This window comes from Nocardioides sp., assembly GCF_025964975.1.
GTDB lineage: Bacteria > Actinomycetota > Actinomycetes > Propionibacteriales > Nocardioidaceae > Nocardioides.
This window is the reverse complement of record NZ_JAOPXV010000226.1, coordinates 16,135-33,116: the sequence shown is the minus strand read 5'-3', so window position 1 is coordinate 33,116 and position 16,982 is coordinate 16,135. Positions and strand designations below refer to the sequence as shown.

At 70.1% G+C, this 16,982-nt stretch carries 17 protein-coding genes; 13 read left to right on the top strand and 4 right to left on the bottom strand.

All coding sequences use genetic code 11. The annotated features are described in order from the left end of the window. Window positions 1-124 precede the first annotated feature (124 nt). From JWN68_RS18115 to hemB, 5 genes are read left to right on the top strand one after another with little or no spacing between them, the layout of a single operon-like run. Window positions 125-808 (top strand): redox-sensing transcriptional repressor Rex, encoded by a 684-nt coding sequence (locus JWN68_RS18115; protein WP_297741557.1) that lies wholly within the window; start codon window positions 125-127, stop codon window positions 806-808. Continuing rightward, window positions 805-2,100, top strand: a complete 1,296-nt coding sequence (locus JWN68_RS18110) for a glutamyl-tRNA reductase (protein WP_297741555.1) — start codon at window positions 805-807, stop codon at window positions 2,098-2,100. The genes JWN68_RS18115 and JWN68_RS18110 overlap by 4 nt, the downstream gene beginning before the upstream one ends. Next, the gene (gene hemC / locus JWN68_RS18105) at window positions 2,097-3,038 is read left to right on the top strand and encodes a hydroxymethylbilane synthase (protein ID WP_297741553.1); all 942 of its coding nucleotides are present in this window, start codon (window positions 2,097-2,099) and stop codon (window positions 3,036-3,038) included. The genes JWN68_RS18110 and hemC overlap by 4 nt, the downstream gene beginning before the upstream one ends. Beyond that, a complete protein-coding gene (locus JWN68_RS18100; RefSeq protein ID WP_297741551.1) occupies window positions 3,035-4,663 on the top strand; it encodes a uroporphyrinogen-III synthase in 1,629 nt (542 codons plus the stop codon). The genes hemC and JWN68_RS18100 overlap by 4 nt, the downstream gene beginning before the upstream one ends. Then, window positions 4,660-5,667: a porphobilinogen synthase gene (hemB, locus tag JWN68_RS18095; protein WP_297741550.1), complete on the top strand. Its 1,008-nt coding sequence runs from the start codon at window positions 4,660-4,662 to the stop codon at window positions 5,665-5,667. The genes JWN68_RS18100 and hemB overlap by 4 nt, the downstream gene beginning before the upstream one ends. 8 nt (window positions 5,668-5,675) lie before the next feature. On the opposite strand, the gene JWN68_RS18090 is transcribed toward hemB, so the two are convergent. After that, a complete protein-coding gene (locus JWN68_RS18090) occupies window positions 5,676-6,899 on the bottom strand; it encodes a lytic murein transglycosylase (protein ID WP_297741548.1) in 1,224 nt (407 codons plus the stop codon). Window positions 6,900-7,177: 278 nt separating this feature from the next. Between JWN68_RS18090 and hemL the strand changes: the two genes are divergently transcribed. Genes hemL through JWN68_RS18055 form a run of 7 tightly spaced genes read left to right on the top strand, consistent with a single transcriptional unit; the run spans window position 7,178 to window position 13,264 of the window. After that, the gene (gene hemL / locus JWN68_RS18085) at window positions 7,178-8,500 is read left to right on the top strand and encodes a glutamate-1-semialdehyde 2,1-aminomutase (protein WP_297741546.1); all 1,323 of its coding nucleotides are present in this window, start codon (window positions 7,178-7,180) and stop codon (window positions 8,498-8,500) included. Continuing rightward, entirely contained in the window at window positions 8,497-9,174 is a 678-nt protein-coding gene (locus tag JWN68_RS18080) for a histidine phosphatase family protein (RefSeq protein WP_297741544.1), read from the top strand. Before hemL ends, JWN68_RS18080 begins: the two co-directional genes overlap by 4 nt. After that, window positions 9,171-9,755, top strand: a complete 585-nt coding sequence (locus tag JWN68_RS18075; protein ID WP_297741542.1) for a TlpA disulfide reductase family protein — start codon at window positions 9,171-9,173, stop codon at window positions 9,753-9,755. Before JWN68_RS18080 ends, JWN68_RS18075 begins: the two co-directional genes overlap by 4 nt. After that, window positions 9,748-10,503, top strand: a complete 756-nt coding sequence (locus JWN68_RS18070) for a cytochrome c biogenesis protein CcdA (RefSeq protein WP_297741540.1) — start codon at window positions 9,748-9,750, stop codon at window positions 10,501-10,503. Before JWN68_RS18075 ends, JWN68_RS18070 begins: the two co-directional genes overlap by 8 nt. After that, window positions 10,500-12,077 (top strand): cytochrome c biogenesis protein ResB, encoded by a 1,578-nt coding sequence (locus JWN68_RS18065; protein WP_297741537.1) that lies wholly within the window; start codon window positions 10,500-10,502, stop codon window positions 12,075-12,077. The genes JWN68_RS18070 and JWN68_RS18065 overlap by 4 nt, the downstream gene beginning before the upstream one ends. Then, window positions 12,074-12,997 (top strand): c-type cytochrome biogenesis protein CcsB, encoded by a 924-nt coding sequence (ccsB, locus tag JWN68_RS18060; protein WP_297741535.1) that lies wholly within the window; start codon window positions 12,074-12,076, stop codon window positions 12,995-12,997. Before JWN68_RS18065 ends, ccsB begins: the two co-directional genes overlap by 4 nt. Then, window positions 12,998-13,264, top strand: coding sequence for a DUF4229 domain-containing protein (locus JWN68_RS18055; RefSeq protein ID WP_297741533.1), 267 nt, complete (start codon window positions 12,998-13,000; stop codon window positions 13,262-13,264). It abuts the gene before it with no gap. A gap of 13 nt (window positions 13,265-13,277) precedes the next feature. Here the strand turns inward: JWN68_RS18055 and JWN68_RS18050 are convergent, their stop codons facing one another. The 3 genes from JWN68_RS18050 to JWN68_RS18040 are packed head-to-tail and all read right to left on the bottom strand — an operon-like array spanning window position 13,278 to window position 15,615. Continuing rightward, window positions 13,278-14,543: a GNAT family N-acetyltransferase gene (locus tag JWN68_RS18050; protein ID WP_297741530.1), complete on the bottom strand. Its 1,266-nt coding sequence runs from the start codon at window positions 14,541-14,543 to the stop codon at window positions 13,278-13,280. A 30-nt stretch (window positions 14,544-14,573) separates the two neighbouring features. Further along, window positions 14,574-15,467, bottom strand: coding sequence for a 1,4-dihydroxy-2-naphthoate polyprenyltransferase (locus JWN68_RS18045; protein ID WP_297741528.1), 894 nt, complete (start codon window positions 15,465-15,467; stop codon window positions 14,574-14,576). Further along, on the bottom strand, window positions 15,451-15,615 hold the full coding sequence (locus tag JWN68_RS18040; RefSeq protein ID WP_297741526.1) for a hypothetical protein: 165 nt from the start codon (window positions 15,613-15,615) through the stop codon (window positions 15,451-15,453). Before JWN68_RS18040 ends, JWN68_RS18045 begins: the two co-directional genes overlap by 17 nt. A 331-nt stretch (window positions 15,616-15,946) precedes the next feature. Between JWN68_RS18040 and JWN68_RS18035 the strand changes: the two genes are divergently transcribed. Further along, on the top strand, window positions 15,947-16,966 hold the full coding sequence (locus JWN68_RS18035; RefSeq protein ID WP_297741525.1) for a serine hydrolase domain-containing protein: 1,020 nt from the start codon (window positions 15,947-15,949) through the stop codon (window positions 16,964-16,966). Window positions 16,967-16,982: the final 16 nt, after the last annotated feature.

Below are 16,982 nucleotides of genomic sequence, written 5' to 3'. Positions count from 1 at the left end.
ATGTGCTAGCCGCTATGTCGTCTCAGTTTGTTCTCTCGTTCACAAACTCCTACAGTGATCGCGTCCGATCGACTTCACACGGGTTTCCCACACCCGGGATCGAGAGGACTGGAGAGAAGACGCGGTGACTGCACGCACGTCCAACGACACGGCCCGGGACATTCCCGAGGCCACCGTTGCTCGGCTGCCCATCTACCTCCGGGCCCTCATCACCCTGGCCGAGGACAGCATCGAGACCTGCTCGTCGGAGGAGCTCGCCACCGCTGCCGGGGTCAACTCGGCCAAGCTCCGCAAGGACCTCTCCTACCTCGGCAGCTACGGCACGCGCGGCGTGGGCTACGACGTCGAATACCTCCGCTACCAGATCGCCCGCGAGATCGGGGTGACCCAGGACTGGCCGGTCGTCATCGTCGGCATCGGCAACCTCGGGCACGCCCTCGCCAACTACTCCGGCTTCCGCAGTCGCGGCTTCCGCGTCGTGGCACTGCTCGACGCCGATCCCGACCGGCACGACGAAGTCGTCGCCGGTGTCGATGTCCGCCCCTTCGACGAGCTGGAGGAGATCGCCGCCGAGCACGGCGTCGCCATCGGCGTCATCGCCACACCGGCGCTCGCAGCCCAGGACGTCGCGGACCGCATGGTCACCGCTGGCATCGCCAGCATCCTGAACTTCGCCCCCACGGTGCTCTCGGTGCCGGACGGCGTGGACGTGCGCAAGGTCGACCTCTCCATCGAGCTCCAGATCCTCGCCTTCCACGTCCAGCGCAAGACTGCGGCCAGCGCACTTGCCCAGGAGAACTCGGCGTGAGCGTCCTGGTGGTGGGTGTCTCCCACAAGTCCGCGCCCGTCGCGCTGCTCGAGCGGCTCGCGCTGGATGCTGACGGCGTCACCAAGCTCGTCGACGACGTGATGGGCAGCGAGCACGTCAGCGAGGCCACGGTCATCTCGACGTGCAACCGGCTCGAGATCTATGCCGACGTCGACCGGTTCCACGGCAGCATCGAGGAAGTGTCGCGACTGCTGGTCGAGCGCGCCGGTGAGTCGACGGAGGCGCTCGTCCCGCACCTCTACGTCCACTACGACGACGGCGCCGTCTCCCACCTGTTCAACGTCGCCTCCGGGCTCGACTCGATGGTGGTCGGCGAGGGTCAGATCCTGGGTCAGACCAGGAACGCCCTCCGCCTCGGCCAGGAGCTCGGCAGCGTGGGTCCGGCCCTCAACGTGCTCTTCCAGCAGGCCCTGCGCGTCGGCAAGCGCTCCCACGCCGAGACCGACATCGACCGCGCTGCCCCGTCGTTGGTGACTGCCGCGCTCGAGCGGATCCCCGGCTCGATCGCAGGTCGTCGCGTCGTCGTGGTCGGTGCCGGCGCCATGGCCTCCCTCGCCATCTCCACCTGCTCCAGGCTGGGCGCCAGCGACATCGTCGTCGTCAACCGGACCAGTAGCAACGCCGACCGGCTCGCTCGTCAGTACGCCGCCCGGCCGCTGCCCTTCTCCGAGCTGGACAGCGCCCTGCGCAGCGCGGACGTGGTCGTCTCGTGCACCGGCGCGGCCGGGGTGCTGATCACGCGTGACGCGCTCGCCGAGGCGCGGGTCGGCGTCACCTACCCACTGGCGATCATCGACCTCGCCCTGCCGCACGACGTGGACCCTGGCGTCCAGGAGCTTCCCGGCGTCAGCCTCGTCGGTCTGGCCACGCTCGCCGACGAGCTCCGCGACTCAGATGCCGCCCTGGAGGTCGCAGGGGTCCGCGACATCGTCGCGCAGGAGATCAGTGCCTTCCTCTCGGCCCGTCGCCAGTCCAGTGTCACGCCCACCGTCGTGGCGCTGCGTTCCATGGCCACCGCCGTGGTCGAGGCGGAGATGGAGCGGCTCGCGGTCCGGCTGCCCGACCTCGACCCGGCCACCCGCGCCGAAGTCCTGCACACGGTCCGTCGTGTCGCCGACAAACTGCTCCACGAGCCGACCGTGCGCGTCAAGGAGCTGGCCGACGAGACTGGTGCCGTGTCCTACGCCACCGCCCTGGCGGACCTCTTCGCGCTCGATCCCGAGGCCGTCGACGCCGTCACGCGCGCCGCGGTCGAGGACGGCCGTCCATGACCGCCGCCCTGCGCATCGGGACCCGCCGCTCCGCGCTTGCCACCACCCAGTCCGGGCACGTCGCCGATTTGATTCGCGAGCGGCTGGGGCGTGAGGTGGAGCTCGTGGAGATCACGACCGAGGGTGACGTCAACAGCGCGCCCCTGGCCACCATGGGTGGCGCGGGCGTGTTCGTCGGGGCCGTCCGAGACGCCCTGCTCCGTGGTGACGTCGACGTGGCGGTCCACTCGCTCAAGGACCTGCCCACCCAGCCTGCTGCGGGCATCGCCCTGGCCGCGGTGCCCACCCGGGAGGACCCCCGCGACGCCGTCGTCGGCCGCGACGGTCTCACCCTGGGCGAGCTGCCGAGCGGCAGTCGCGTCGGCACCGGCTCCCCGCGCCGAGCCGCCCAGCTCGAAGCCCTCGGTCTGGGCCTCGACATCCACGACATCCGGGGCAACGTGGACACCCGCCTCGGCAAGGTCGCCACTGGTGAGTACGACGCCGTCGTGCTCGCCCTCGCTGGCCTGGTCCGCCTCGGCCGGGCCGATGAGGCCACCGAGGTCATGGACCCGCTCCAGATGCTTCCCGCCCCCGGGCAGGGCGCGCTGGCGATCGAGTGCCGCAGTGACGACACCGAGCTGCTCGGCCGGCTGGCTGAGCTCGAGGACCCGGCATCCCGCGCCGCGGTCAGCGCTGAGCGCGCCGTGCTCGCCACCCTCGAGGCCGGTTGCTCCGCTCCGCTCGGGGCGTTGGCGGAGGTCGTCGAGGGCGAGGACGGCGACGAGCTGTGGATCAGGGCCGTCGTGTTGTCGCCGGACGGTGGTTTGTCGGTTCGGATGAGCATGACCGGTGCGGTTGACGACGCCGCCGGCACCGGGACCCGCCTCGCGAGCGAGATGCTCGCCGATGGCGCCGCAGATTTGATGCACGCACCAGTGAGGAAGCAGCAGGCATGACGCGACCAACGAAGACCACAGCCACCACGACCGCGCCCCGGGGGTGGGTCTCGTTCGTCGGCAGCGGGCCCGGTGACCCGGGCCTGATGACGGTTCGCGCGGTGGAGCTGCTGCGCGAGGCCGAGGTCATCGTGACCGAGGCTCCCGAGCACATCGACCTGGTGCGCACCCTCGTCGAGGTCAGCGAGGGCGGTCCGGTGATCGTCGACGGCGGCTTCGGCGAGGACGGCCAGCCCCTGACCCACGCAGCGCGCGCGAAGGTCGTGGTCAAGCACGGCAAGAAGCACCGCGTCGTCCGGTTGATGACCGGCGACCCGTTCCTCTACGCCTCCGGGCCCGAGGAGGCGCAAGCGTGCGCCAAGGCCGGTGTCGGCTTCGACATCGTCCCCGGGATCTCGTCGGTCTCCGCGGTCCCGGCCTACGCCGGCATCCCGCTGACCACCAAGGACCACCGCGAGGTGGCTGTGGTCACCTGCGGCGCCAAGATCGACTGGAGCCAGTACGCCGACGAGCGCACGCTCGTGCTGCTCTCCGGCGTGGGCTCCATCGGTGAGACCGCAGCCGCCCTGGTCGCCGCGGGTCGCTCCGCGGACACCCCGGTCGCGATGACTCGCGTCGGCACCACCACCGGGCAGTCCACCGTCATCTCCACCCTGGCCAACATCGCCGCTGACGCTCGCGCGGCACGCATCGCACCGCCGGCCATCACGGTCATCGGTCACGTGGTCAACCTGCGCGAGACCCTGTCGTGGTTCGAGACCAAGCCGTTGTTCGGCTGGCGGGTCCTCGTGCCGCGCACGAAGGAGCAGGCCGGTTCGCTCTCGCGCCGCGTCCGCGAATACGGCGCGGTGCCGGAGGAGGTGCCGACGATCTCCGTCGAGCCGCCCCGCAACCCGCTGCAGATGGACAAGGCCGTCCGCGGTCTCGTCGAGGGCCGCTACGAGTGGATCGCCTTCACCTCGGTCAACGCGGTCCGCGCCGTGCGCGAGAAGTTCGAGGAGTACGGCCTGGACGCTCGGGCGTTCTCCGGGCTGAAGATCGCCGCCGTCGGCGACAAGACCGCCGAGGCCATCGCCGCGTGGGGCCTGCGTGCCGACCTGGTGCCGTCGGGTGAGCAGTCCGCTGCTGGCCTGCTGGCCGACTGGCCGCCGTACGACAACGTGCTCGACCCGATCAACCGGGTCTTCCTCCCGCGCGCCGACATCGCCACCGAGAACCTCGTGGCCGGTCTGATCGACCTCGGCTGGGAGTGCGACGACGTGACGGCCTACCGCACGGTGCGCGCGACGCCGCCCCCGGCCGAGACCCGTGACGCCATCAAGTCCGGCAAGTTCGATGCCGTCGTCTTCACCTCGTCGTCGACCGTGCGCAACCTGGTCGGGATTGCCGGCAAGCCGCACCCCTCGACGATTATCGCGGTCATCGGCCCGGCCACGGCGAAGACCGCCGAGGAGCACGGTCTGCGGGTCGACGTGCTGGCGCCCCAGCCGGACGTCGAGCTCCTCGTGGATGCCCTCGCGGACTTCGGTGCGAGCCGTCGCCTCGACCTGCTGGAGGCCGGCGAGCCGGTCACCAAGCCGAGCGAACGCAAGCCCACGGCGCGCCGCAAGGTCCGCGCGAAGTGACCGTCGGCGCGGGCGAGCCGCAGGAGGTCGTGGGTCCGGTCATCCGTCCGCGTCGCCTGCGGCGGACTCCCGCGCTGCGTCGACTCGTGGGGGAGACGACCGTGCAGTCAGGTCAGCTGATCCTGCCGGTCTTCGTCCGCGAGGACATCTCCGAGCCGGTGCCGATCCTCTCGATGCCCGGGGTGGTGCAGCACACCCGCGACTCCTTGCGCGCAGCCGTCTCCGAGGCAGCAGAGCTGGGTCTGGGCGGCGTCATGCTCTTCGGCGTCCCTTCGTCGAAGGACGCCACCGGCAGCGGGGCGATCGACCCCACCGGCATCCTCAACCTCGCCATCAACGACGCGGTCGCCGAGGTGGGTGACGCCCTCACGGTGATGAGCGACCTGTGCCTCGACGAGTTCACCGACCACGGTCACTGCGGGTTGCTCACCGTCGACGGCGAGGTGGACAACGACAAGACGCTCGCGGCCTACGCCGACATGGCCCTCGCCCAGGCTGAGGCCGGCGTCGACATGGTCGGTCCGAGCGGGATGATGGACGGTCAGGTCGCGGTGGTCCGCCGGGCTCTCGATGCCGCCGAGCACTCCCGGGTCGGGATCCTGGCCTACTCCGCGAAGTATGCCTCCGCCTTCTTCGGACCGTTCCGAGAAGCAGTCGGCTCGTCGCTCGAGGGCGACCGGCGGACCTACCAGCAGGACCCGGGCAACGTCCGCGAGGGCGTGCGCGAGGCGCTGCTCGACGTGGCGGAGGGCGCCGACATCGTGATGGTGAAGCCGGCACTGGCCTACCTCGACGTGGTTCGTCGCGTGCGCGACGCGGTCGACGTGCCGGTGGCGGCCTACAACGTGTCGGGTGAGTACTCCATGGTGGAGGCGGCCGCTGCCCGTGGCTGGATCGACCGCGACGCCGCGATGCTCGAAACCCTCACCGCGATCCGGCGAGCCGGAGCCGACGTGATCCTCACCTACTGGGCTGCTGACGCGGCCCGCCTGCTCGCTCGCTGAGAGTTGAGTCAGGGCGCGAGCAACTTGTTCGCGCAGTCGTTCAGCTCGTTGTTGCCGGTGAGCGGGTTGTCGATCACGCCCTGCGCAACGCACTGCGCCAGCGCGTCGGCGAGCGTGAGCACCGGGGGCAACGTCGTGCTGGTCGGCACCGGCACCGGGGGGATCGGCACCGTCGGGGGGTTGGAGACGGGGACCTTCGTCGGCACGTTGGTCGGGTTGTTGGTGGGCGCCGGGGCCGACGTCTGGGTCGGGGACGGGGTCGCCGGGGGGGTCGGGTTCGACGAGCTCGTGGGCGTCGGCTTCGGCGTCTTGGTCGTGGTGGTCTTCGTACCACCCGTGCCGCCCGTGGTGACCGCCTTGGTGCCGCCCTTGCCGCCGCCGCCGTTCCTCGCCGTGCCGGTGGTGGGGCGGGCGGGGTTGGGCAGGAAGACGCCGGCGGACGTGGTGCCGTTGGCGACCGCGGTGTAGTCGCCGTCCATGTAGGCCTGCATGATCGACAGCACGAGGTCGACGTAGTCGTTGGAGTGGTTGTAGCGGTAGACGCTCGCCCGCTGACCTTGGGCGGTGGAGAGGTCGTCGTCACCGGAGCAGAGGTACACCGCTGAGGCGAGGGCCGCGTCGTCGATGTCCTGCGGGTTGCGCTTGCCGTCGTTGTCGCCGTCCACGCCGACGACCGACCAGGTCGAGGGGATGAACTGCATGGGGCCGACCGCGCGGTCGTACTCCGTGTCGTTGTCGTAGAGGCCGGCGTCGGTGTCCGCGATGTTCTGGGTGTTGTTCTTGCCGTTGAGAGCGACGCCGTAGATTCCCGGCTGGGCCACACCCTCGTCACTGAGCGTGTTGCCGCCGAAGCGACCGTGGTCGGACTCGACGCGACCGATGGCCGCGATCAGCTGCCAGGGCAGCTCGCAGGACTTGTCCGCGGAGTTGATGACGGCCTCGGCGCGCTGGTAGGCCGCCAGAGCTGCTGAGGGGATGCCGCTGGTCGAGGCGGTGGCGATGATCGAGCCGGTGTCGCCCTGGGCGGCGGGCGCCAAGGTGGCAGGGGAGGACACGCTGGCGGGGGCCTCGATGGCCTCGGTCGGCACGGTGCTGCCGTCGGGGAGGGTGCCACCTGCCTCGTCCGCACTGGCAGTGGAGGCGCCCCCGGTCAGGCTGATGCTCCAAGCGGCCGAGAGAAGCGCGAGCGGCACGATCGCGGTCGCCTTGTGCAGTCGAGTGGTGGCTGACATCGCTGGGGTCTCCCTGAGGTGCTGGAATCCGAACACGATCTCCCTCAAGACCGTGCAGGGGTTCCAACGAATGTTGTCACACTGAGTTACGCACCCGACACCCGGATGTGATCCAGGCCACAGCGGAGCCTCGCGTGCGCGAGCAAGTTCCCATCATCGGTGGCCCTGTGACGTGGGACAAGGGGTCCCCACCCCTTGGTGAGGCCTGGATCACGGATGCGAACCAGTGCGTCGGTGCCGAGTCGTGGTGTCCTTGGGTGCTGGGCGACAATGGCGGCGTGACCGACCGCTCCGTGACCAGTTCCGCCGCGCTCTTCGAGCGGGCCCGAGCGGTGACGCCGGGTGGGGTGAACTCTCCCGTCCGAGCGTTCTCCGCCGTCGGCGGGACGCCGCGCTTCATCCGCAGCGCCCGGGGGGCCTGGCTCACCGACGTGGACGGCAACGAATACGTCGACCTGATCTGTTCCTGGGGCCCGATGCTGCTCGGTCACGCCCACCCGCAGGTCCAGGCGGCCATCGCCGAAGCCGTCTCCCGCGGCACGTCGTACGGCACACCCACCGAGCCCGAGGTGCTGCTCGCGGAGGAGATCGTGTCGCGTACGCCCGTCGACAAGGTCCGCTTCGTCTCCAGCGGCACCGAGGCCACGATGTCGGCGATCCGGCTCGCGCGTGGTTTCACCGGCCGCGACCTCGTGATCAAGTTCGCCGGGTGCTACCACGGGCACGTCGACACGCTGCTGGCCAGCGCCGGGTCGGGTCTGGCCACGCTGGCCGTGCCGGGCACGCCAGGCGTCTCCGCCAGCACGGCGGCCGAGACCATCGTGCTGCCCTTCAACGACCGCGAGGCCGTGGCGGCTGCCTTCGCCGAGCACGGCCCGCGCATCGCCTGCCTGATCACCGAGGCCACCCCCGGCAACATGGGCGTCGTCCCGCCCGGGCCGGGCTTCAACAGGTTCCTCGCCCAGACGTGTCGTGACCACGGAGCCCTGTTCATCAGCGACGAGGTGATGACCGGCTTCCGCGCCACCCGCGAGGGCGGCTGGGGCCTCGACGGCGCGGTCGAGGGGTGGACCCCCGACCTGATGACCTTCGGCAAGGTGATGGGCGGGGGCTTCCCGGCTGCCGCGTTCGGCGGTCGAGCCGACGTGATGGCGCACCTCGCACCCGAGGGCCCCGTCTACCAGGCAGGCACACTCTCCGGCAACCCGATTGCGACCACCGCCGGCCTCGCCACCCTCCGCCTGGCCACCCCTGAGGTGTACGCCGCACTCGCAGCGACCGCCGAGACGATCAAGTCCGCCGTCGCTGACGCACTCACCGCCGTCGGTGTGCCCCACGTCGTACAAGCTGCCGGCACGATGTTCTCGGTCTTCTTCCGCGACGGCGCGGTCACCGACTTCGCCGGTGCGTCCGGCCAGGACACGGCCGCCTACGCCGCCTTCTTCCACGCCATGCTCGACGCCGGGGTCTATCTCCCGCCGTCGGCCTTTGAGGCGTGGTTCGTCTCGGCCGCCCACGACGACCGAGCCCTGTCCGCCATTCTCGACGCCCTGCCCGGTGCAGCAAAGGCTGCCGCAGCGATAGGAACAGGAACAGCATGAGCGACAAGACGATCGTCCACCTGGTGCGCCACGGTGAGGTCTACAACCCGGCGGGCGTGCTCTACGGCCGCCGCGACGGCTTCCACCTCTCCGAGCTCGGCAACAAGATGGCTGAGCGGGTCGGCGAGGCCCTCGCGGGCCGCGACATCGTGCACATGCGGACCTCACCTCTCGAGCGGGCCCAGGAGACGGCCGCGCCGCTGGCCGCGGCTCGCGGGTTGACCCCGACCATCGAGCCGCGGGTGATCGAGTCGTCCAACAAGTTCGAGGGGATCGGCTTCAGCGAGGGCGCCATGACCTTCGTCAAGCGCCCGAGCCTGCTGCGACACATGTACAACCCGCTCAAGCCCTCCTGGGGCGAGCCCTACGACGAGATCACGGCCCGGATGATGGCGGCCATCGAGGACGCCCGCGACGAGGCGCGCGGGCACGAAGCGGTCGTGGTCTCCCACCAGCTGCCGATCTGGATCACCCGACTGTTCCTGGAGAAGCGCTCCTACCTGCACCACCCGAAGTCGCGCCAGTGCACCCTGTGCTCGGTGACCTCCCTCCACTTCGAGGACGACAAGCTGCGCCAGGTGGCCTACTCCGAGCCGGCCGCTGACCTGATCCCGGTCGCCGACCGCAACGCGCCCTTCTCGGCCGGCGGCGCAAAGCCCGAAGACCGGCCGTGATCGCTCGGTCCGTCGTCGCGCTGATCGCCCTTGTCGCGCTCACCACGAGCGCGTGCTCGTCCCTGGAGGGCACGGGTGACAAGGGCTACATCTCCAACGACGCCACCGTGACCCAGATCCCTGTCGGGGACCGCGAGGAGCCGATCGACCTGACCGGTGACGACCTCGAGGGCAACGCGATCTCCTTGGCCGAGCTGCGCGGCGGCGTCGTCGTGGTCAACGTCTGGGGTGCCTGGTGCCCGCCGTGCCGCGCGGAGCAGCCCGACCTGGTCGCCGCGGCGGAGCTGACGTCCGGCGTGGCCGACTTCGTCGGCATCAACATTCGGGACGCATCGGTCGCGAACGCGCTCGCCTTCGTCCGCACCAACGACGTCCCCTACCCGTCGATCTACGACCCCGACAGCCAGGCGCTGCTCACCTTCTCCGAGGTCATGCCGGTCAGGTCGCCCCCCACGACGTTCGTCCTCGACGCCGAGGGGCGCATCGCCGCCGCGATCTTCGGCCCGGTGCCGTCGGTGACGACCTTGGTGGACATCGTCGAGGAGATCGCCGAGGAGACAGCCGGTCAGTCCAGTGGGTGAGTGGTTCCAGCAGACCGCGAGCTCCGGGTCGCTCGTCCTTGCGCTCCCCGTGGCCCTGATCGCCGGCCTGGTCTCCTTCTTCTCGCCGTGCGTGATCCCGCTGCTTCCCGGCTACCTGTCCTACGCCACCGGGATCTCCGGCGTCGACCTCGCCGAGGGCCGACACGGGCGCGGACGGCTGCTTGCCGGGTCGATGCTCTTCGTGCTCGGCTTCGCCGTGGTGTTCGTGGCCCTGGGGGCCATCACCGGGCAGTTCGGTCTCTGGCTCAACGCCAACGTGCGCGAGCTCAACGTCGTGCTGGGTGTCTTCGTGATCGTGATGGGCCTGGCGTTCGTCGGCCTCGTCCCGCTGCTGCAGCGCGACGTCCGCTTCCACCGGGTGCCGGCGGTCGGACTCGCCGCCGCCCCGTTGCTGGGGTTCCTCTTCGGGCTCGGCTGGATCCCGTGCGTGGGGCCCACGTTGGCGGTCATCTTCTCCCTCTCGGCGAACGAGGCAACGGCGTCCCGGGGCGCTCTCCTGTCCGCGGTCTACGCGGTCGGCCTCGGTGTGCCCTTCATCGTTGCGGCCCTTGCCTATCGGCGTGCGTTGTCCGCCTTCGCCGCGGTGCGTCGCCACCAGCAGTGGGTGACCCGGATCGGCGGCCTGATGCTCGTGCTGGTGGGTGTCCTGCTGGTCACCGGCGCCTGGGACGTGGTCGTGCAGTGGCTGCAGGTCCGCCTGATCACCGGCTTCGAGCCGCCCGTATGAGCGACACCGGCGGTCGTGACCGCCAGGCCACCCCCATGCCGAACGACATGAACGCCCGCGAGCTCGGTCGCTGGTTGTGGCGGCAGCTGACCTCGATGCGCACGGCTCTGGTGCTGCTGCTCCTGCTCGCCCTCGCTGCCATCCCGGGCTCGATCGTGCCGCAGGAGGACGTCGACTCGATCGGTGTCTCCCGGTGGCAGGACGCCCACCCGGAGCTGACGCCGGTCTACGAGAAGCTCGGCCTCTTCTCGGTCTATGACTCGCCCTGGTTCTCGGCCATCTACATCCTGCTGATGATCTCGCTGGTCGGCTGCATCGTGCCGCGGACCGGCGTCTACTGGCGGGCCCTCCGGGCGAAGCCCCCCCGGGCTCCACGGAACCTCTCGCGGCTGCCCGAGCATGCGGCGTACACGACTCACGACGGTGGTGCCGACGTGCTCGAGCGGGCGGCGGCGGAGCTGAAGCGTCGCCGCTACCGGGTCGTGGTCGGAGAGGACTCGGTCTCGGCGGAGAAGGGCTACCTGCGCGAGGCCGGCAACCTCGTCTTCCACATCTCGGTGCTGGTCGTGCTCGTCGGCTTCGCGATGGGCGGGCTGTTCGGCTACAAGGGCGGCGTCATCGTGGTGGAGGGCCAGGGGTTCTCCAACGACCTGACGCAGTACGACGACTTCGTGCCCGGCAGCATGTTCACGGCCACCGACATGGAGCCCTTCAGCTTCACCGTCGAGGACTTCGAGGTCGACTGGCTGACCGAGGGCCCCCGCGCCGGGATGGCTCGCAAGTTCGTGAGCACGCTCGGCTACCAGGAGACGCCGAGCTCGGCGGTGAAGTCCTACGACCTCAGGGTCAACCACCCGCTGAAGATCGGGACCACCGAGATCTTCCTCATCGGCCACGGCTATGCGCCGGTCATCACCGTCCGGGACGGGAACGGCGACGTGGCCTACAGCGGCCCGACGATCTTCCTCCCGGTCGACGAGACCTTCCAGTCCTTCGGGGTCGTGAAGGCAGCCGACGCGCGACCGGGCCAGATCGGCCTCGAGGGCGAGTTCTACCCGACCTTCGCGCTCGGCGACGGGCTGCCCCGCTCGAGCTTCGGCGACCTGGCCGATCCCGTGCTGTCGATGCTCGTCTACACCGGCGACCTCGGGCTCGACGGTGGCGGCGGTGAGTCGGTCTACGTGCTCGACAAGAGCAACGCCGAGCAGGTGCTGAAGGAGGACGGGAAGCCGTTCCGCCTCGACATGCGTGAGGGCGACAGCATCGTCCTGCCCGACGACCTGGGCACGGTCACCTTCGAGGGCATCGAGCGCTGGAACAAGATCCAGATCAGCCGTACGCCCGGCAAGCTGATCGCCCTCACCGGCGTCAGCCTGGCACTGCTCGGGCTGTGCGCCTCGCTCTTCATCCGGCCCCGCCGGGTGTGGGTGCGGACCCGGCGCGACGAGAACGGGGAGACCGTCGTGGACCTGGGCGCCCTCGATCGCAGCAACGGCGGCGACCCGGAGCGCGGAGAGCACGAGCTGGCCGCGATCACGCTGTCACTTCAAGGAACTGGAAAGGTGTCTCCATGACCGACGCATCGTGGGAAGTGCTGAGCAACCAGGCGGTGGCGGCCAGCGGGGTCGTCTACTTCCTCGCGTTGCTGGCGCACCTCGTCCAGTGGGCGGGGCTGCGCAGGCTTCCTGCCGAGCAGCAGGTGACGTCCGGTCGGATCGCGATGGCGGGACGCCTCGGCGTGCTCCTCACCGTCGTCGCCGTCGGCGTGCACCTCATCGCGCTCGTCGGCCGGGGGATGGCCTCTGACCCCAACCGGGTGCCGTGGGGGAACATGTATGAGTTCACGTTGTCGGGGACGTTCTTCGTCGGCCTGCTCTACCTGGTCTTCCTGCGTCGCTTCAAGCTCGAGTGGATGGGTCCGCTCGTCGTCGCCTTCGTGCTGTCGATGATGATGCTGGCGGTGCTCTGGCTCTACGAGCCGGTCGCGCCTCTCACCGAGGCGCTGTACTCCTACTGGCTCGTTATCCACGTCGTCTCCGCGGTGATCGCGACCGCTGCCTTCACCCTCGGCGGCCTCTGCTCGGTGCTCTACCTCCTCAAGGAGCGGTCGAGGGCCGAGCGCGGCTATCTCGCCCGCCTGCCGGGGCTGACGTCGCTGGACCGGATCTCCTACCGCATGCACGCCTTCGGCTTCCCGGTGTGGACCTTCGCGGTGCTGATCACCGGCCCGATCTGGGCGCACGAGGCGTGGTCGTCCTACTGGAACTGGGACCCTAAGGAGGTCTGGGCGTTCATCACGTGGGTGGTCTACGCGGCCTATCTCCACGCCCGTGCCACCGCAGGCTGGAAGGGTCGCAACGCCGCGATCGTGGCCCTGGTGGGGCTCGCCACGCTCTGGTTCAACTTCATCGGCATCAACTTCTTCAGCTCGACCAGCCAGCACTCCTACGCGGCTCCCGCCGCCATCCACTCCACGACCACGGAGGTGTCGTAAGTGAAGGAATTCGCCGTCTACACGGGCCTGCGCGTCCTGGTCTTCGTGGCCAGCGTGATCACCGTGATGCTCATCTGGTCGCTCATCATCGGCAGCCGCGACGTCCCGCGCCTCCCTGTCTTCGTGGTCGGCTTCGCCATCTCCGGGGTGGTCTCCTACTTCCTGCTCAACCGCCAGCGGGACGCCTTCGCCCGCCGCGTCGAGGAGAGAGCGGCCCGCGCCACGGCGGCCTTCGAACAGCGCAACGCCCGCGAGGACCGCGACTGAGCCGTCGCTCGGCCTAGAACCCGGTAATGTTGTACGGCGGCACGGCCAGGTCGGCCATCTGCGCGAACCGGGCGACCGCGGACTCGTTCCCGTGGAGCCGGCCGGCTCGGTTGAGAGCCGACGCGTTGGCGCCTCCGAGGTAGAGCGAGCCGAGGGTCTCGGCGTCGAGCGTGATCTCGGCGGGGTCGTCGGTGCGGGTGACCTTCGCCCGGCCCTGTTCGCTCACGATGCGGAAGTGCCCGGCGGCGTACCCCTGCGTGTCGTCCACTGCGAGCACCACCTGGCCGTCGGCCGACCAGGGACGCGCCGCAAGCGCGGTCTCGACGTCGAGGATGCGCACCCAGAGGAACTCCTCGATGGCCTTGTAGGTGACGGCATTGATGTCGGTCAGGGCCCAGCGGAGCGGGTCGTCGGGGTCGGCGAGGCCGAAGGTCACCTTCTTCACCATGTCGATCCCACCCAGGAACTCCCACAGCGCGAGGCCGGCGGCGGTGGTCAGCGCGGCCATCTCGGCGACCTCGATCTTGCGGTCGTCGCCGCTGCCCTCCGACTTGTAGAGGGCGAACCCGTCCACGGCTCCGTCGGCGTCGAGGTGGACGGCGCCGCGGAGCTTCTTGTCGGGCCCACCGTCATCGAAGTTGTAGGCGCCGGTGTGCAGGGTCTCGTAGAACTGCGGCCAGTCCACCGACCCCCGGGTGACGGCGTGGAAGCGGTCGAAGACGTCCTTGATGATCTCCCACGATTCCGGCGGCTCGATCAGCTCCACCCGTCCCGGGTCGGTGAAGTCGCGCAGTCCGAAGCGGGGACCGGTGTCCACCTCCACCTTCTGGGCGAAGGTGGCGGCGCCGAAGCCCCAACGGCCGTAGATCGTCGCCTCGGAGGCGGTCAGGGCAACCACCGGGATCCCGGCGGCGGCCGCGTCGGCGAGGTCGTCCTCCATCAGTCGCCGCACGAGGCCACGGCGACGGTGGGCGGGGCTGGCGGTGACGTCGGTGACCATGCGCAGCGGGAGCAGTTCGTGCCCGGCGTTGAGGGTCTTGTCGAAGCTCGCGAAGGTGGCGACCGGCACCGGCCCGGCGCCGAAGGCGTCCGGCGGCAACCATGCTCCGCGGCAGACGACCCCGTCGGCCGCTACGTGGGCCAGCCAGTTCTTCTCGAACTCCGCGTCCGGCCGCCCGCTGTGGAAGCCGCGCTGCACCGCGCCCAGCCAGCCGCTGATGCGCGCGCGTGCCGCCTCGGAGTCGTCGGAGAAGTCGAGCGTCGCGAAGTCGTAGTCCACGCGTCCACGGTAGTCAGCGCGGCAACGGATTTAGCTGGAACCGACGATGAGCAGGGGTACGCCGACCAGCACCGCCCAGACGAGCTGCCCGACACCGGTCTGCTGGAGCACCGGGATCAGCGCCGGCCCCGTCACCCTGTGCTCGCCACCGCCGATCACCGTCCGCAGCGGCGCCACCATCCGCACGAGGAAGAGCAGCCCGAGGAGGCACCACCACGTGGATGCGGCCGCCACGGCGACGACGGCCACGGCCGCGGCGCCGACGAGCAGGGCATAGAAGTAGCGCGTCCGCTCGTCCCCGAGCACCACGGCGAGGGTGCGCTTACCGGCGTCGGTGTCGGTGGGGATGTCGCGCAGGTTGTTGACCACGAGGATCGCGCACGCGAGGGCGCCGATGCCGATTGCGGCGTACAACGCGAGGAGCTCGAAGGACTTGGTCTGCACGTAGGTCGTGCCGATGACGGCCACCAGTCCGAAGAAGACGAACACCATCAGCTCGCCGAGGCCGAGGTAGCCGTAGGGCTTGGGGCCACCGGTGTAGAACCAAGCGGCGAGCACGCACACCAACCCGACCACGGCCAGCCACCAGGCCGTCGTCGCCGCGAGGACGAGGCCGGCCACGGCGGCGACGACCACGGCCAGGATCGCCGCCGTCCTCACAGCCGCCGGGCTTGCTGCGCCCGAGCCGACCAGTCGCATCGGACCGACCCGCAGGTCGTCGGTGCCGCGGATGCCGTCGGAGTAGTCGTTGGCGTAGTTGACCGCGACCTGGAGCGCCAGGCTGACCACGAGGGCCAGTGCCGCCTTCCACCAGACCGGCTCATCGACGTACGCCGCAACGGCGGTGCCGGCCAGCACAGGGGCCACAGCTGCGGGGAGGGTGCGAGGGCGTGCTCCGGCGAGCCAGTCAGAGGGTGTTGCCACCGGTGGATTGTGACAGGGGGCTGACCCCTCCCGGCTCGGCGGGTTGCTCGACGGTCGGGGGACTCACTGGTGCGAGGTCGTCTGGGTCCTCGGGGTCCTCGTGCGCGGACGCATCGGCCAGCACGTCGGCCGGGACGGAGGACGGCACCGCGTGGCTGCTGCTGAGTCCCGACCCGGATGTGGCCGCCGATCCATGGGCTCACCCCGAGGTGGAGGACGCGGTCGTCAGTCCGGCTGCCCTGCCGCACCCGCCGGTCCGGACGACCCGCCGGTGATCGGGCCGTCGCCGGGCCCGCCGCTGCTCTGTCCTGGCCGCTGAGTGATGCCCGGCTCGCCAAGCACTCCACTTCCCGAGCGGCGGCTCATCCACTCCCTGACCTTCGCCATCAACCCGTCCTGCCGGAGTCGTGAATCCAGACCCGGGCGACCACCGTCGAACCACGCTGGCGCGCCGCCCCGGTGGCGCCTAGCGTGGCGCGATGAGCGAACTGCGGCGCCGCGTCGACGAGACCGCAGCTCTGACAGGCTTCGCGGGGGTCGTGCGAGTAGAGCGGGGCGGCGCTGTCGAGCTCGATGCGGCGTACGGCCTGGCCGATCGACGCCATGGCGTCGCGATGACCACCGACAGCCAGCTGGGCATGGCCAGCGGCTCCAAGACCTTCACCGCCGTGGTGGTGATGCGCCTGGTGGAGCAGGGGCTGCTGACGCTCGCGACCACCGCCCGTCACCTCCTGGGCACGGACCTCCCACTCATCGCCGACGACGTCACGGTCGAGCACCTGCTCTCCCACCGGTCGGGCATCGGCGACTACCTCGACGAGGACGAGTTCGACAGTGAGGAGTACGAGCTCGCTGTCTCCGCGCACCGCCTGGTGAGGACGCAGGACTTCCTCCCGATCCTCGACGGCTACCCGACGAAGTTCCGGGCGGGCGACCGGTTCAACTACTGCAACGGCGCCTTCGTGGTGCTTGCCCTGATCGCGGAACGGGTCTCGGGCCGCTCCTACCAGGACCTGGTGGCCGAGTTGGTCTGTTCGCCGGCAGGCATGGTCGGCACCGGCTTTCCGCGCTCCGATGCTCTCCCGGGCAGAGCCGCACTGGGCTACGTCGAGGTCGAGGGTCAGTGGCGGACCAACGTCTTCAACCTGCCGGTGATCGCCACGGGAGACGGCGGGGCGTACACGACCACCGCCGACATGGCGCGCTTCTGGGCAGCACTGATGGCAGGGCAGGTCGTCACCGCGGAGACCCTCGCAGACATGCGTACGCCGCGCAGCGAGCCGGACCGGGGCGAGAGACGCTGCTACGGGCTCGGCCTCTGGCTCGACACCGACTCGCCACAGATCACCATGTCGGGCGCCGACGCCGGCGTCTCCTTCTGGTCGAGTCACTACCCCGATCGCGAGTCGACGATCACGGTCATCTCGACGACGATCAACGGCGCCTGGCCGGTGGCCGGGATCGTTGATGCGGACGTCTGCGCTGAGACCCGGCCCTAGGGGTGAAGGACCGCGC